This is a genomic window from Sinobaca sp. TMA16-18 (assembly GCF_059510535.1).
Window position 1 is genome coordinate 262427 of sequence record NZ_JCAKFM010000001.1, and the last position, 15131, is coordinate 277557.

The following is a 15131-nucleotide window of genomic DNA, read 5'->3' on the forward strand; positions in this document are numbered from 1 at the left end:
CCCCGCTTTGATTTAATTTATACAAAAAACCTCTTTATCGTCAGACAAAGAGGTGCGCAGGAGCAAGCAGGCTTCCTTATCGGGCCTGCTTCGTTCCAATCGCCTCTTACCTGTCTCACTGGACTGATTTAAAGAGTACTTTATGAAGTTTGATGGCGAATGCTTACTTCGTCTGCCTGGTCACTTTCTTTAAGCTTTACAGCAATAATTTCATCTTTGGAAGTAGGCACATTTTTTCCGATATAATCAGGACGGAGCGGAAGCTCACGATGTCCCCGGTCAATCAGGACAGCAAGTTGGATAAGAGAAGGACGCCCAATGTCCATAACGGCATCCATCGCTGCTCTAACGGTTCTTCCGGTATACAAAACGTCATCAACCAGGATGACCCGCTTATCTTTAACAGTGTGCGGAATAGAGGTCCCTTTAAGTTCTGGTTCCTCATTTTGGCTCCGGTGGCTGAGATCGTCTCTGTACAGCGTTATATCCACTTCTCCCACCGCTACCGGCCGGCCTTCGATTTTTTCGATCTGCTCAGCAATGCGGTTTGCAATATGAGCGCCTCGCGTCTTGATGCCGACAAGAATGCATTCATCCATTCCTTTATTTTTTTCAATCATTTCATGTGAAATCCGTGTTAACGCTCTTCTTACGGCTTGTTCATCCAATAGCACCCGCTCTGTCGTTTCCACTGCCTGCACCTCCTGTTATCTTCCACTTTACAGCGTACAAAAAATCCCCTCGTCCGGTGGGATGAGAGGATGGATTTACTGCGTCATAACAAAACAGACTTCTCACAGGAAAGCTGTTATGCAGGGCAAAGTCCTTCTCAGCCTCACGGGACTGTCGTTAAAGGAATAACTATTCGATTGTTGATCTGTTGCTATTATGACAAACAGCGGCTGTCCGGGTCAAGTTATTTTTCGAAGACTTTCCAGCAGAGACTCCATTTCTTCTGGAAGTGGTGCTTTAAATGTCATCCGCTCCTGGGTCATAGGATGGATAAAGGAGAGCGTATGGGCATGAAGAGCCTGTCCATCAATCGGCAGCGTGTTTTTCTTACCGTACTTCGGATCTCCCGCAATCACGTGGTTAATATATTTCATATGGACACGGATTTGATGGGTTCTTCCTGTTTCCAGTTCACAATGAATATACGTATAATGAGCAAAGCGCTCAAGCACGTCAAAATGCGTAACCGCATCTTTCGCATTGCGCTGGGTTACTTTCATTTTCTGGCGGTCTCTTTCGTCGCGCCCGATCGGTGCGTCAATGGTTCCCTTATCATGTTCCACCACGCCGTGTACAATCGCTGCATACTCGCGCTTCATTGATTTATCCTGAAGCTGGCGGCTCAGCTGCTCATGTGCTTTATCGTGCTTGGCCGCTACCAACAGGCCGGTTGTGTCTTTATCAATACGGTGGACAATGCCCGGACGCTTCTCTCCGTTGATGCCGGATAGATCATTACAATGATACATAAGAGCATTGACCAGCGTTCCACTGTAATGTCCCGGTGCAGGGTGAACGACAATCCCCCGTTCTTTGTTAATAACGATAACATCCGCATCTTCATAAACAACCTGAAGCGGAATATTCTCCGGCAGAATATCCGGTTCAACGGCTTCCGGCACGCTGACCTCGACTTCGTCTTCTGCGTTTAGTTTGTAATTGCTTTTCACCGTTTTGTTATTAACGAGCACCTGGCCTTCTTTAATCCACTGCTGTACCATAGACCGGGACCAGTCCTCCCCTTGCTTGGTTACAAACTGATCGATTCTTGATCCTTCTTCATCTGTTGTTGTGATCCACTGCATTACTTCCATGTTTGCTTTTCCTCTTTTCTTTCCATTCGTCACTCATCATTTTTATAATTAATAAACCTACGCCTACGACTAAAGCAGAATCCGCTACGTTAAAGATAGGATAGCTGTATCCCCAGAAATACGTGTCCACAAAGTCCACGACTGCACCAAACAGCACCCGGTCAATAAAATTACCGAGCGCCCCGCCCAGTATGAAGACCAGCGGCAGGCCAATCATAAGACTTGTTTTCCCGTATTTATGCAGATGATAAATAATCGCTGCGACTACGACCACGGTAATAATATAAAAGAACCACATCTGCCCTTGAAGAATACCAAAGGCGGCCCCTTCATTCCGGTGGGAAGTAAGGTATAAAAAATCCGGGATCAGCTCAATGCTTTCTCCTATATCCATATAAATAACGACTGCATATTTTGTCAGCTGGTCCAAAGCAATGATAAACAGGGCCAGCAAATAATAAAATATCATCATCTATTTTCCTCCGGCTCATCTTAAGTTGTACGTACTTATGCATTTTAGCATACCGGCGCCCGTTAGAAAAGAAGCATCGGCAGGCCGTATCTTAAAAGGGCTTCCCTCCCTAAGGAGAAAAGCCCTTTTTATTATACTTCTGAATAATGTTCTTTAACGATACTGCTGCACTTGCTGCAAAGCGTAGGGTGATCTTTATCTTCTCCTACTGTTTCTGAAACCGTCCAGCAGCGGCCGCATGTTTCTCCATCTGCTGCCTGAACCGTAATGGCAATGGATGGATACACGTCTGCTTCCGGCGGCGCTTCTTCTTTGCTGCCTTCAATATCAACTTTGGATACGATGAATAGTTTTTCCAGGTCTTCGGTATCTTCCAGAAGCGTTTTCAGCTCCGGTACGGGATATAGTTGAATGGCTGCTGTTAATGATTTGCCAATCAGCTTTTCGCCTCGTGCCTGCTCCAGCGTTTTTAACACGTCATCACGGACATCCATGATCGTACTCCATTTTTTCTTTAAATCCTGATAGCTGTCTGTATTAACAGCTTCTGGCATATCCGTTAAATGCACGCTTTCTGCTGAAGTGTCCGGAATATAGGTCCATGCTTCTTCCGCCGTATGCGGGATAATTGGAGCTGCAAGCCGGGTAAGGGCGAGAAGTGTGTCATAAATAACCGTTTGAATCGCCCGGCGCTTTTTGCTGTCTGCCGCTTCAATATATAAAGTGTCTTTGGCACTGTCCATATAAAAAGAGCTCAGCTCTACCGTGCAGTAGTTATGAATGGCATGATAGACGGCTGCAAATTGATATTCTTCATAGCCTTTCGTCACTTTCTTAATCAGGTCCTGAAGCTTCACGTGCATGAACAGATCCAGTTCAGGAAGCTCCTCTACCGCGACCCTGTCCACTGCAGGGTTAAAGTCGTTTAAGTTACCGAGCATAAAGCGGAAAGTGTTTCTGATTTTACGGTACACTTCGGCTACCTGCTTTAGAATATCATCGGAAATACGAACGTCCGCCTGATAGTCTACGCTTGATACCCATAGACGAAGAATGTCTGCTCCCAGCTGTTTCATTACATCATTAGGAATAACGGTGTTTCCAATGGATTTGCTCATTTTGTGGCCCTTGCCGTCCAGCGCAAACCCGTGGCTGATTACTGCCTTATACGGGGATTTCCCAGTTACGGCAACGCTGGTGGAAAGCGACGAGTTAAACCACCCTCTGTACTGGTCGGAACCTTCGATGTAAACATCAGCAGGGCGCTGAAGCTCTTCTCGTTCCTCCAGCACTGCCTGGTGGGAAGAACCGCTGTCAAACCATACGTCCATAATATCTGTTTCTCTAGTGAACACTCCGTTAGGGCTCTGGTCAGACTCATACCCTTCCGGAAGAAGGTCTTTTGTATCCCATTCAAACCAGATGTTGGAACCGTGCTGTCTAAATAAATCCGATACGTGCGAGATCGTTTCATCTGTTACAATTTCCACGCCGTCTTCTCCGTAAAATACAGGAATCGGCACGCCCCATGCCCGCTGCCTGGAAATACACCAGTCTCCGCGGTCACGAACCATATTAAATAATCTTGTTTCTCCCCATTCCGGAAGCCACGTTACACTTTTTACTTCTTCGAGCAGCTGCTCTCTGAAATCCTTGATAGACGCAAACCACTGGGAAGTCGCCCGGAAAATAACCGGTTTTTTCGTGCGCCAGTCATGAGGATAGGAGTGCTTTACAAAATTCAGTTTTTCCAGGGCATTTAATTCATCAAGCTTCTGGGTAATCTGTTTGTTTGCCTCATCATAAAACAGGCCTTCAAAACCAGGTGCTTCTTCCGTGAAATACCCTTTATCGTCAACAGGACAGAGCACTTCCAGGCCATACTGCTGGCCTACAATATAGTCATCTTCCCCGTGGCCGGGTGCTGTGTGAACACAGCCTGTACCGGCATCCAAGGTAACGTGATCCCCTAAAATAACGAGAGAATCCCTGCCATAGATAGGGTGGCTCGTCATCACGTGCTCCAGTTCTTCCCCTTTAAAGGTGCGAAGTGTTTCCGCTTCATCCCATTCCAGCTCGGTCTTTAGCTGCTCCAACAGACCTTCCGCTACAATATATTTTGTACCGTTTTGTTTTACCGTTGCATACGTCAGCTCTGGATGAAGAGCGATCGCCAGGTTAGCCGGGATCGTCCATGGAGTTGTTGTCCAGATAAGAAATTTCTCATCCCCATCCAAAACATTTTTACCGTCTTTTACGTCAAATGTCACGTAGATAGAAGGTGATTTTTTATCATGATACTCAATTTCCGCTTCTGCCAGAGCTGATTCGGAAGAAGGCGACCAGTAGACCGGCTTTTTGCCTTTATAGATATAGCCGCGCTTGGCCATTTCTCCAAATACTTTAATCTGCTGGGCTTCATAATCATTTGTAAGAGTGATATACGGATTATCCCAGTCTCCGCGGACACCGAGTCTTTTAAACTGTTCACGCTGACGGTCCACCTGCTTTAATGCATACTCTTCGCAGGCCTGGCGGAATTCAGCCACTGACATTTTTTTTCGGTTCACTTTTTTATTTTTTGTCAGCGCTGTCTCAATAGGAAGGCCGTGGGTATCCCAGCCTGGCACGTAAGGTGCATGAAACCCGGACATCGATTTATAACGGACGATAAAATCTTTTAATACTTTATTTAAAGCGTGCCCCATATGGATATCCCCATTAGCGTATGGAGGGCCGTCATGCAGAACAAACAGCGGACGTCCGGCTGTGCGTTCCTGCACTTTTTGGTACATGTTTTCGCTTTCCCATTCTTTTTGTCTTTCCGGTTCCCGGTTCGGCAGGTTGCCGCGCATCGGAAAATCCGTTTTCGGCATGAGCAGTGTTTCTTTGTAACTCATTTCATTTTTCCCCCATTCATTTAATTGTGCAGTTTTTTTCAGTCGTTTTGTTTTACAAATACTTCCTTTACGCATACAAAAAAGCCCTCTCGATCCGATAGGGACGAGAAGGCTCGCGGTACCACCCTAATAGCTGCACACACAGCCACTTTGGGTTTGTATAACGGTAAACAACCGCCGGTACCTACTATATTTCAGTATCGGAACTACAGGGTGATGTCTTTATCTGCCGTTGTACTGTGCTCCCACCATGTCACAGCTCGCTGTTCAGACGGCGTACAATAAAGTATGTCCCTGTCTTCGTTTTTTTATATGTTGTGTAAAAAGTATAATTCAGAAAATACGGTTAGTCAATATTTCACTCCGTCCCGGCTGCAGGCGATTCATTTGTGATGTCTTCCCATTCTTCGCTATGTAAGAGATTCATCTGGGCTTCGACCAGCATTTTAAACCTCATCCGATAGACGCTGGCCTGCTTTTTTAACTCCTGCATTTCCAGTTCCATCTTTTTCGTACGGTTTAGGGCGTCATTAATCAGGCGGTCGGCGTTTTTTTCCGCTTCCTGAATAATCAGGTCGGATTCTTTATTGGAACTTTTTCTTACTTCTTCCGCTGTTTCCTGAGACACCATAATCGATTTATTCAGCGTATCTTCAATAGCGGAAAAATGCTCCACCCGCTCTTCAAGATCTTTAGCTTTTGTCTGCCATTCATCTTTTTCGCGGATCGCCGCTTCAAAATCTTTAATAACCTGGTCTAAAAATTCATTAACTTCATCTTCATCGTAACCACGAAAACCTTTGGTAAATTCTTTATTATGGATATCTAAAGGAGTAATAGGCACTGGCTTCACCTCTGCTGTTGTTTATTGGTCTTTCTTTTTTCCGTACCGCAAGCGGTAGCGTCCTTTTTTCGTTAATCCTTCGTCACTTAAAATTTTACGACGTCCCATTCCCCTGACCGAAATATAATCGCCGGGAGCGACCTGATAGGCCGGCTGGGTGATTGTTTTCCAGTTCACTTTCACTTTTTCCTTTTCAATGTAAGGAAGAGCTTTGCTTCTTGAAACGCTGTACATCTCTGCAATAAGAACGTCAAGCCGGAAAGAAGTAATAGTAGAACTTACTTCTTCCCAGCTTTCCTCTGCCTCCAACGCATCATGCATTGGTTTCTTTTCAAGCTGCACCGGCGCATTGCCGGCTTTAGTAAGATTCATTTCCATATATATGCCGACCTCTTCACTGACAATACAATGAAAAAAGCCTTCCCCGGCAATAATATCTCCATACTTTTCTCTTTTAATGCCCAGACCCGTCAGCGTTCCCAGGATATCAGGGTGACGGAGGGTCACAAATTTGGCAGGATAAGAAAGTTCATACAAAGCCAGATTAAATGAGTCTTCTGTAATCTCTTCATAGAAAGGATAAATACAGGCTCTTTTTCGTTCAGCGCCTTTCGCTCCTCCATGAAACTGATAACGTACCGTTTCATCTTTTCCAATAATCATCGAAAGCAGATCCTGTTCCCTGGGATCGAGAAAATCAGTGAGTTTGGTTTCATAATACGTTTCAACTGCCTGCTTCCAATCCCGTACTTGTTCGATGAATGGGTGTTCTTCTTTTCGAAAGTGTTCAGTATAGTCCATAGCTGCTCCTTTTACATAAATAGCGCAGCAACGCCGCGGCTTGCCATGTTTAGTACAAGCAATGCAACAAGTGGAGAAATATCAAACATGCCAAGCGGTGGAATCACGCGGCGGAACGGCTCCAGAAATGGCTCTACAATGGATCCGATCATCTGTCCGATTGATGTTTCCCGGGCATTCGGGAACCAGGACATAAGAATATAAGCGAGTACGATAAATGAATAAATCTGCATTCCTGCAGCTAAAATTGCTCCAATTTGCGCCATTTTTTCTCTCCTTTAAGGTTGTTTCTGATCGTGTTCATACAGTGCTTCTGAAATAGCACCGGAAACATCTATATTGTCCGGCGTACATAAAAATATATTTTCACCGACTTTTTGAATATCTCCGCCTATAGCATAAACAGTGCCGCTGAGAAAATCAACAATTCGCTTCGCCTGATCGTGCTGAAGGCGCTGCACATTGATAATAACCGATTTTCTATTTTTTAAATGATCCGCAATGTCCTGGGCTTCTTCATAGGTTCTTGGCTCAATGAGTATCATTTTCGCAGACTGCTGAAGACTCTGAAGACTGACGACATTTGACTTTTCTTTAGCAGGCGGTACTGCTTCCGGAACCGGGTCCTCTTCATATTTAATCATCGGATCCCTGTCTTCGACCGTGCCATCTTCCAATTCAAAAAAACGCTTAAAGTTTTTTTTGAAACCCATCGTTTTTCCTCCTGCCATTCATAGTATCATGCCTATCAGGCGTTCGTTTCGTTACCTACCAGACTTGTTCCAAGTCTAATATACGTCGCGCCTTCTTCGATTGCAACAGCATAATCATTGGACATTCCCATCGACAACTCATTACAAGGGGCATTCGGCTGGCCGAGTTCCTGCACACGGTCTCTGAGCATCCTCAGCTCACGGAACCAGGCTCTCGTTTTTTCCGGGTCTTCTTCGAACGGTGCCATTGTCATCAGTCCTACTACTTCAATAGAGGAGAAGGCTTTCAGTTCCTGAATAAACGGAATCACTTCTGCAGCGTCCAGTCCCGCCTTTGACGTCTCACCAGATACATTTACCTGCACAAAGCATTTTACTTTATTTCCGTCTTCCAGCCTTTTTTCCAGCTCCTCTGCTAAAGATATACGATCCAAAGAGTGAATATATTCATATTTGCCAATAATTTTTTTGGCTTTTTTGGATTGAAGCTGCCCGATAAAATGGAATGAGGCTTTATCTTGAAGTTTTTCCCATTTATCCAGTGCTCCTTCTACTCTATTCTCGCCAAGATGGGAAATTCCTGCTTTTATTGCATTTTCAGCCGTTTCCAGCGATACATATTTTGTCACAGCAATAATATGGACCTCATCTTCATTCCTCCCGGCCTTACTGCATGCTTGTTTAATCGTTTGTTTGATGGCTGCTAGATTTTTCTCTACATCTCCCAACGTGCGGGCTCCTTTCTAGTCTTCACTCTTTCCAATAAAGCTCATCATCCGGCCGCTTTTTCCCTGGTCCCGGCGATGTGAAAAAAATAATTGTTCATGCTCGTAGGAACAGTAGGAAGTAACCTCTATCTGTGCTGCAGGTAGACCGGCCTGCTCCAACAGCTGACGGTTCACCGCTTTCATGTCCAGCTGATATCCGCCTCCGCTGTTCTTTGTCCACGGCTCTGGTGCAGAAGGGTCCAGCACCTGTTTCATTGCGTTTATAACGGTGCTGTCCACTTCATAATGCTGCGCTGAAATACATGGACCGATCACTGCATATATTTCTTTTGGGTCCACGTTCTCTGTTTTTTTCCATGTGTCGACCATGCGGGACCCAATATCTAAAGCCGTTCCTTTCCATCCAGCATGGGCCAGACCGACTAATCCTTTATCCGGCGCATGAAAATAGAGCGGAACGCAGTCGGCATAAAAGCTGACAAGCGTTACATCGGCAGACTTTGTATACATTCCGTCCGCTTCACCTACCCGGCTCTCTCTCGTCCAGGCACCTTTTCCGGCATCCTGCTTTGCAGCATAGATTATATCTGCTTTATGGACCTGCTCTGCAGCCGTCCACGTGGAAAGCGGGCGGCCTGCAGCTGCTGCAAGCTTCTCCCGGTTTTTGATTACATTATCCGTATCATCGCCTACATGGAACGCCATATTATTGCTGCAAAAAGGAGCCGGGCTGTGCCCGCCGGATCTAACTGTAAACCCTGCTGTTACACCTTTTTCTGCAGAAAACGAAGGGGATGCAAGCATCAAAAACGGATCCGCTGTCTGCTCAAAAGGTTCCCTGCTGTTTAGCATGTATCATATTCCCTCCCAATGGGCCTTTCTTGAAAAAAGCCGGACGCGTTGAACACGTCCGGCTTTAGAATTTATTTTTTCTTACGGCGGTTTCTAAGGAATGCCGGGATATCAAGCGCATCTGATTCTTCTTCAGCCGGAGAGTGGGATTCTCTTTCTCTTGGCTGCTCTGCATATTCGTCTTCACGTCCGGCGATTGGCGGCGGAGTCTGACGGCTTCTTGCAGAAGCCGGCTGGCTGTATTGCTGGCTTCTTCTAGGAGAAGCACTCTGCTGCTGAGCCTGACCTCTTGGGTTCACTCTTGCTCTTTTATCTTCGTTGTCTTCAAAACCGGTAGCAATAACCGTAACGACTATTTCGTCCTGAAGGTTTTCGTTAATAACCGAACCGAAGATCATGTTCACTTCAAGGTCAGAGGCTTCAGAGACAATCTCTGCTGCTTCATGAACTTCAAACAGGCTTAAGTTCGCGCCGCCCGTAATGTTCATCAGGACGCCCTGCGCCCCATTTACAGAGGTTTCCAGCAGTGGGCTGGAAATGGCTTTTTTAGCCGCCTCTGCTGCTCTGTTTTCGCCGGTGGCAATACCAATACCCATAAGAGCAGAACCTTTTTCACTCATGATGGTTTTTACATCGGCGAAGTCGAGGTTGATAAGTCCCGGTACTGCGATCAAGTCGGAGATACCCTGAACACCCTGGCGGAGAACGTTATCTGCTTCCTGGAATGCTTCAAGCATTGGAGTGCTTTTGTCTACAATTTCAAGCAGACGATCGTTTGGAATCACAATCAATGTATCGACTTTTTCTTTTAAAGAAATAATACCATTTGCCGCCTGGCTTGAACGCTTTCTGCCTTCAAACGTAAACGGTCTTGTTACTACACCTACTGTAAGAGCGCCAATTTCTTTGGCGATTTCTGCGATAACCGGAGCAGCACCAGTTCCGGTTCCGCCTCCCATACCTGCAGTAATAAATACCATATCGGCGCCCATAAGCGCTTCTTCGATCTGCTCTTTGCTTTCTTCAGCAGCTTTTTTACCGATTTCAGGATTAGCCCCTGCGCCAAGCCCGCGGGTAAGCTTTCCGCCGAGCTGAAGCTTTGTTTCTGCCTGGGATAGCTGAAGGGCCTGGGCGTCTGTGTTAACAGAAATAAATTCTACCCCCTGAAGGCCGTTTTCAATCATGCGGTTAACCGCATTGGAACCGCCGCCCCCTACTCCGATGACTTTAATCTGTGCGAGCTGGTCCATATCCATTTCAAATTCTAACATCAATGATCCTCCTAGTTTATCAATTCTGACCTTTTATTTTATTCAAAAAACACTTTGAAAAAGTTCTTCATTTTGCTTTTTACGGTAGGCTGATCAGACTGATTAGATTGATTTTCTTTTTCGCGCTGTTCCCTGGTTTCTTTACGGTCTTTCTTGGGCTTTGTTTCTGCCGGTGGAAGAGGGGCAGCCTGAAAAGACTGTTCTTCCGAAGCAGACGTAACCGCCATTTCCTTATCTTGAATTTTAACATGTTCATGGGCAAATTCAATAAGTCCGATCGCAGTTGTATAAATAGGCTCCCTGACGCCGATGTAATCCGGCACGGTCATGCGCACGTTTTGACGCAGCACATCTTCTGCCAGATCAAGCGTTCCAGGTATCATAACAGAACCGCCTGTAAAGATATAGCCGCCGGGCAGATCAGAATAACCCATCCGGTAAATTTCTTCATGCACCAGCTCAAAAATCTCTTCGAGTCTTGGTTCGATAATCTGGGCAATCTCATACTGGGAATAATCTTCTGAATGATCATTTCCCATTGTATTCATGCTGAAGGTTACATCTTCGGAAGCATCATCAATAAATGCATAGCCGTGATGTCTCTTTATGCGCTCAGCTTCTTCTGAAGTTGTACGCAGTCCAACAGAAATATCGTTTGTAATATGGTCTCCGCCGATAGACAGCACACGAAGTGCCTGCATCATACCATCTTTGAAAACGGAAATCGTTGTAGAACCGCCTCCAATATCGACCATTGCCACACCGAGCGTTTTTTCATCTTTAGAAAGTGCAAAATCACCGGCTGCCAAAGGCTGAAGGCAGAGTGCCTCGATTTCCAGTCCGGCTTTTTCTACACAACGCAGCAGGTTATGTAATGTTGTTTTTGCACCGGTAATCAGCGTGGCTTCCACTTCCAGGCGGACACCCATCATGCCGCGCGGGTCGGTTATCCCTTCCAGTCCGTCTACAATAAATTGTGTCGGGATCGTATCTACAATTTCTCTTTCCGGTGGAATGGAGAGCACCTGGGCCGCATCCATCACCCGGTCAATGTCCTCATCGCGGATTTCACGGTCAGAACTTGATACAGCCACTACTCCGCTGCATGGTTTCATTTCAATATGATTGCCGTTCACTCCGAGAATAACGCGGGTAATAGAAAGGCCTACCATACGTTCGGCTTTTTGAATTGCTTCTCTAATAGAATGAACTGTTTCATCTATATCGACGATAGCTCCTCTTTTCATTCCTCTTGAAGGTGCGGTTCCTACGCCAATCACCTGTAAAGATTTGCCTGACATCTCCCCAATAATCACTTTAACGGCAGATGTACCAATATCTAAACTTACATAAATATCTTCATTATTCACTAGTCGGCACCTCCTATGCTAACACCCAAGTCTCTGTTTTAGATTCCGAGTTGTTTACTCTATTTATATTACATGAGCAACACGCTGTTGTGGTATCTTAACAGAAAATTATTTACTTTTTTTAATGAGATCACTTTTTAATATAAAATGAAAAGGTAATTTACACTATAACGTCTAGTTTACATGAATTATGCTCCGCAGAAAAGAGCACGTTGAATTAAATTCACTGTTATTCCTCATTAACGGGCGCTGTTTCTTCATTTTCAGGCTCCGTTTCCGAAATATCCCCGGCCTCTTCAGTTGATTCTTCGGTTTCTTCCACCGAATCTTCATCAGCTTCAGACTCTTCTGCCGGAGCATCCTCTGTCCCATCTTCTTCAGAGGACTCCGCCGCTTCTCCTGCTTCCTCTGCCGCCGCTTCCTCCGGCGCTCCTTCATTTCCGCCTTCTTCCTCCGGAAGCTCATCTGATTCTTCTTCTTCCACAGCTTCTTCATCGCTTTCAAAATACGGCGTCATTTTCATATGCAGAATTCCCGGTATGCTCCGGTCAACTTCTGCAGACACCGAAGGATAGGAGGCCATATGTTCAGCAAATCCAGGAATGGTACTTTCTACTTCAAGGCCATCATTCATGTAAAGTCTCAGTTCGTTGGGATCTTCTTCTGTCGGTGAAAAAATCACTTCGGAAATACTGTTTCTAATACCATCTCCTGCATTGCTCAGCTCTGCTGAGAAATTTTCCAGTTTTTTTTCATTGGAAAACCCCTGCAGGAGCGGGGCATCGCTTGGGATCTGCTCGGAAGGTTTATCACGCAGCACGGCACCAGTCGTTAACACGGGAATATATATCCCTTCTGAAGCGATATAGCCGACTCGTTCCTGTTCGGTAATATCGATAACTACTCTTCCGGGAAGAGAACGGCTGATTGACGCTTCCTGAACCTCTTCAAGCTCTTCTATCTGCGCTTCGGCTTCTCCGCGGTCAATAGCCCAGATATTTTCCCCCTGCACGATGCTGCTCGTTTCAACGATGGCATTTTCCTCTGCAATCTGATTTCCTTCCACTTCTATTGCACGTACATTGCTTAGTGGAGACTGGAAATAGATCACCAGACCAATTAAGATCAAAAAGATGGTAAGGTATATTATAAAACGCCTATTCGAACGCTTTCTTCGCTGTTCCTGTAGGGTGGGAATCCGTTCTTCAATCGGCACTACTTTCTTATCAGACACCTTTTTCATCCTCCAATCCTGCCCCGGATACTATGTAAAGAAATCGTGAAAAAACGCATTACTCGCGCCTTTTCACAATTTCTACTTCCGTATTCATTACGACCTGGTACTTTTCCCAAACTGTATGCTTCACATGTTCCACAATGGCCAGCACATCTTCTGCTTTTGCCTCTCCGGTATTAACGATAAAATTACCATGAAGCTCGGAAATCTGCGCTCCACCATGAGAATATCCTTTAAGACCGGAAGATTCGACCAGCTGTCCGGCATGGTGCGGGAGAGGATTACGGAAGACACTTCCCGCACAAGGCATATTCCACGGCTGCGTCTCTCTGCGGTAGCTCTTATGCTTTTGCATCTCTGCTACAATATCTTCTTTTTTTCCTGTTTTCAGCTGAAAAACTGCCTGCACGCAGATTCCTTTTTCCTTCTGGAGTCTTGATGTCCGATAAGAAAATCCCATGTCTTCCTTAGCGATCCATTCCAATCTGCCATCAGGATACAGTATTCTCGCTTTCACCAGCACATCCGCTATTTCCGTGCCGTGTGCACCAGCGTTCATAAAGACGGCTCCTCCGATTGTGCCTGGAATGCCGCCTGCAAATTCAAACCCGGAGTATCCTTTTTTGCTTATAATGGTGGCCAGCTTAATTAATGAATAGCCGGCATCGACTGTAAGAACTCCGTTTTCTTCATCCAGCTCCATCCCGCTCAATCGATTGCCAAGTTTGATGACGGCCCCTTCAATTCCTTTATCGTCCACCAAAAGGTTGGACCCTCTTCCAATAGCACGCCAAGGAAGCTGTTGTTCTTTAATTTCTTCCAAAGCTGCTACCAGGCCTTCTACCGAATCCGGTTCTATAAACAAATCAGCCGGTCCGCCGATTTTCCAGGTGGTGTGTTTGGATAATGGTTCGGCTTCAGCAACATATCCTACCTGTTTATCTTTAAGACGCTGCAGTACTGCTGTCATGAAAATGCTCCCTCCTTTATGCATTTGACTTTATTAATGAGACCATTACTTTGTAGAGGCGGCTGGAAGCATCCGGTACACCGAGACTGAGTGATGCCTCTTTCATTTCCTGCCATTTGCTGTCCTCTGCCAGTATGGATTGAATATCCTGCATGAGCACTTCACTCGTTACATCTTTTTCTTTGCGGAGAATGGCCGCTCCATTTATTTCAAGAGCCAGCGCATTTTTTTCCTGATGATTATTCGTGACATATGGACTTGGTATTAAAACAGCAGGAATGCCAAGCGCTGTAATCTCTGCGATCGTCGTAGCTCCTGCTCTCGTTACAATCAGGTCAATGTGGTGAAGAACGTCGGGCATGTTATGGAGAAAAGGCTGGATGGAAACATTTTCCGGACTGCCGGCCTCTTTTACCTTTTCCATCACATTATCGTAATGAACGGAGCCGGTTACATATAAATACTGCCACTCCTGCCCGGCGGTTTCCTTTAATGAACCAAGAAATGCTTCATTGATCGGCTTTGCGCCTCTGCTGCCGCCTACGATCAATACGGTTTTACGGTCCGGCTTGAGTCCCATCGAAGCCAGAGGATTAACCGGAGAATGGTTTGCCACTTCAGACGCCCGTGGATTGCCGACAAATTCCACCTTGTTGGCAGGGAAAAATGAAGCTGCTTCCTGAAAAGCAATTCCAACTTTTTCAGCATATCTGCTTAAAAATTTATTGGTTAATCCCGGAACGCTGTTTTGTTCATGGATGATACACGGAATATTCAGCTTCGCACCCGCATATACTACCGGGCCGGCTACATATCCGCCGGTACCGATTACAATATCTGCCTGAAATTCTTTAATCATTTTTTTCGCTTTGGATGTCCCGTTAACAAACCGCCAGAGCGTTTTTGCATTATCGAAGGAAAGCTTCCGTTTGAATCCGGTTATTTCGATCGTTTGAAATGGAATACCTTCCCGCGGTACGATATCGCTTTCCAGACCCTTTTCTGTACCAATGTACAAAAATTCACTCTCAGGCGCTATTCTTTTTATTTCCTTTACAAGGGCCAGTGCCGGATAAATATGGCCTCCGGTCCCGCCTCCGGTTATTACTATTTTCATTCAAATACTCCTTTTTGCTTTTCCGGTGTC

15 protein-coding genes and 1 other annotated feature are annotated in these 15131 nt (G+C 45.6%); all 15 genes read right to left on the reverse strand.

The window, feature by feature from the left end; all coding sequences use genetic code 11:
• Nucleotides 1–140: 140 nt before the first annotated feature.
• The 15 genes from pyrR to murG all read right to left on the reverse strand — a co-directional run bounded on the left by pyrR (nucleotide 141) and on the right by murG (nucleotide 15101).
• On the reverse strand, nucleotides 141–692 hold the full coding sequence (gene pyrR, locus AC5W14_RS01360; RefSeq protein WP_120192313.1) for a bifunctional pyr operon transcriptional regulator/uracil phosphoribosyltransferase PyrR: 552 nt from the start codon (nucleotides 690–692) through the stop codon (nucleotides 141–143).
• Between the two features lie 219 nt (nucleotides 693–911).
• A complete protein-coding gene (locus AC5W14_RS01365) occupies nucleotides 912–1826 on the reverse strand; it encodes an RluA family pseudouridine synthase (protein ID WP_496059397.1) in 915 nt (304 codons plus the stop codon).
• Complete coding sequence (lspA, locus tag AC5W14_RS01370; RefSeq protein WP_496059659.1) at nucleotides 1792–2295, reverse strand: signal peptidase II; 504 nt, start codon at nucleotides 2293–2295, stop codon at nucleotides 1792–1794. Before lspA ends, AC5W14_RS01365 begins: the two co-directional genes overlap by 35 nt.
• A 134-nt stretch (nucleotides 2296–2429) precedes the next feature.
• Nucleotides 2430–5198 carry an isoleucine--tRNA ligase gene (ileS, locus tag AC5W14_RS01375; protein WP_496193522.1) on the reverse strand — a complete coding sequence of 923 codons (2769 nt, stop codon included), beginning with the start codon at nucleotides 5196–5198 and terminating at the stop codon, nucleotides 2430–2432.
• A gap of 96 nt (nucleotides 5199–5294) precedes the next feature.
• Nucleotides 5295–5508 (reverse strand) — a binding site (T-box leader).
• Nucleotides 5509–5556: 48 nt separating this feature from the next.
• Nucleotides 5557–6042 (reverse strand): DivIVA domain-containing protein, encoded by a 486-nt coding sequence (locus AC5W14_RS01380; RefSeq protein WP_496193684.1) that lies wholly within the window; start codon nucleotides 6040–6042, stop codon nucleotides 5557–5559.
• Between the two features lie 21 nt (nucleotides 6043–6063).
• The gene (locus AC5W14_RS01385; protein WP_496193523.1) at nucleotides 6064–6843 is read right to left on the reverse strand and encodes a YlmH family RNA-binding protein; all 780 of its coding nucleotides are present in this window, start codon (nucleotides 6841–6843) and stop codon (nucleotides 6064–6066) included.
• Between the two features lie 11 nt (nucleotides 6844–6854).
• Entirely contained in the window at nucleotides 6855–7109 is a 255-nt protein-coding gene (locus AC5W14_RS01390) for a YggT family protein (protein WP_252313860.1), read from the reverse strand.
• A gap of 12 nt (nucleotides 7110–7121) precedes the next feature.
• Entirely contained in the window at nucleotides 7122–7556 is a 435-nt protein-coding gene (locus tag AC5W14_RS01395) for a cell division protein SepF (RefSeq protein ID WP_496193524.1), read from the reverse strand.
• Between the two features lie 35 nt (nucleotides 7557–7591).
• Nucleotides 7592–8284 (reverse strand): YggS family pyridoxal phosphate-dependent enzyme, encoded by a 693-nt coding sequence (locus tag AC5W14_RS01400; RefSeq protein WP_496193525.1) that lies wholly within the window; start codon nucleotides 8282–8284, stop codon nucleotides 7592–7594.
• 15 nt (nucleotides 8285–8299) lie between these two features.
• Complete coding sequence (gene pgeF / locus AC5W14_RS01405) at nucleotides 8300–9136, reverse strand: peptidoglycan editing factor PgeF (RefSeq protein WP_496193526.1); 837 nt, start codon at nucleotides 9134–9136, stop codon at nucleotides 8300–8302.
• A gap of 71 nt (nucleotides 9137–9207) precedes the next feature.
• Nucleotides 9208–10407, reverse strand: a complete 1200-nt coding sequence (gene ftsZ, locus AC5W14_RS01410; protein ID WP_496193527.1) for a cell division protein FtsZ — start codon at nucleotides 10405–10407, stop codon at nucleotides 9208–9210.
• Between the two features lie 38 nt (nucleotides 10408–10445).
• A complete protein-coding gene (gene ftsA / locus AC5W14_RS01415; protein WP_496193528.1) occupies nucleotides 10446–11777 on the reverse strand; it encodes a cell division protein FtsA in 1332 nt (443 codons plus the stop codon).
• Nucleotides 11778–12006: 229 nt separating this feature from the next.
• Nucleotides 12007–13011: a cell division protein FtsQ/DivIB gene (locus AC5W14_RS01420; RefSeq protein WP_496193529.1), complete on the reverse strand. Its 1005-nt coding sequence runs from the start codon at nucleotides 13009–13011 to the stop codon at nucleotides 12007–12009.
• Nucleotides 13012–13069: 58 nt separating this feature from the next.
• On the reverse strand, nucleotides 13070–13984 hold the full coding sequence (gene murB / locus AC5W14_RS01425; RefSeq protein WP_496059388.1) for a UDP-N-acetylmuramate dehydrogenase: 915 nt from the start codon (nucleotides 13982–13984) through the stop codon (nucleotides 13070–13072).
• A 16-nt stretch (nucleotides 13985–14000) separates the two neighbouring features.
• Complete coding sequence (murG, locus tag AC5W14_RS01430; RefSeq protein ID WP_496193530.1) at nucleotides 14001–15101, reverse strand: undecaprenyldiphospho-muramoylpentapeptide beta-N-acetylglucosaminyltransferase; 1101 nt, start codon at nucleotides 15099–15101, stop codon at nucleotides 14001–14003.
• Nucleotides 15102–15131 lie beyond the last annotated feature (30 nt).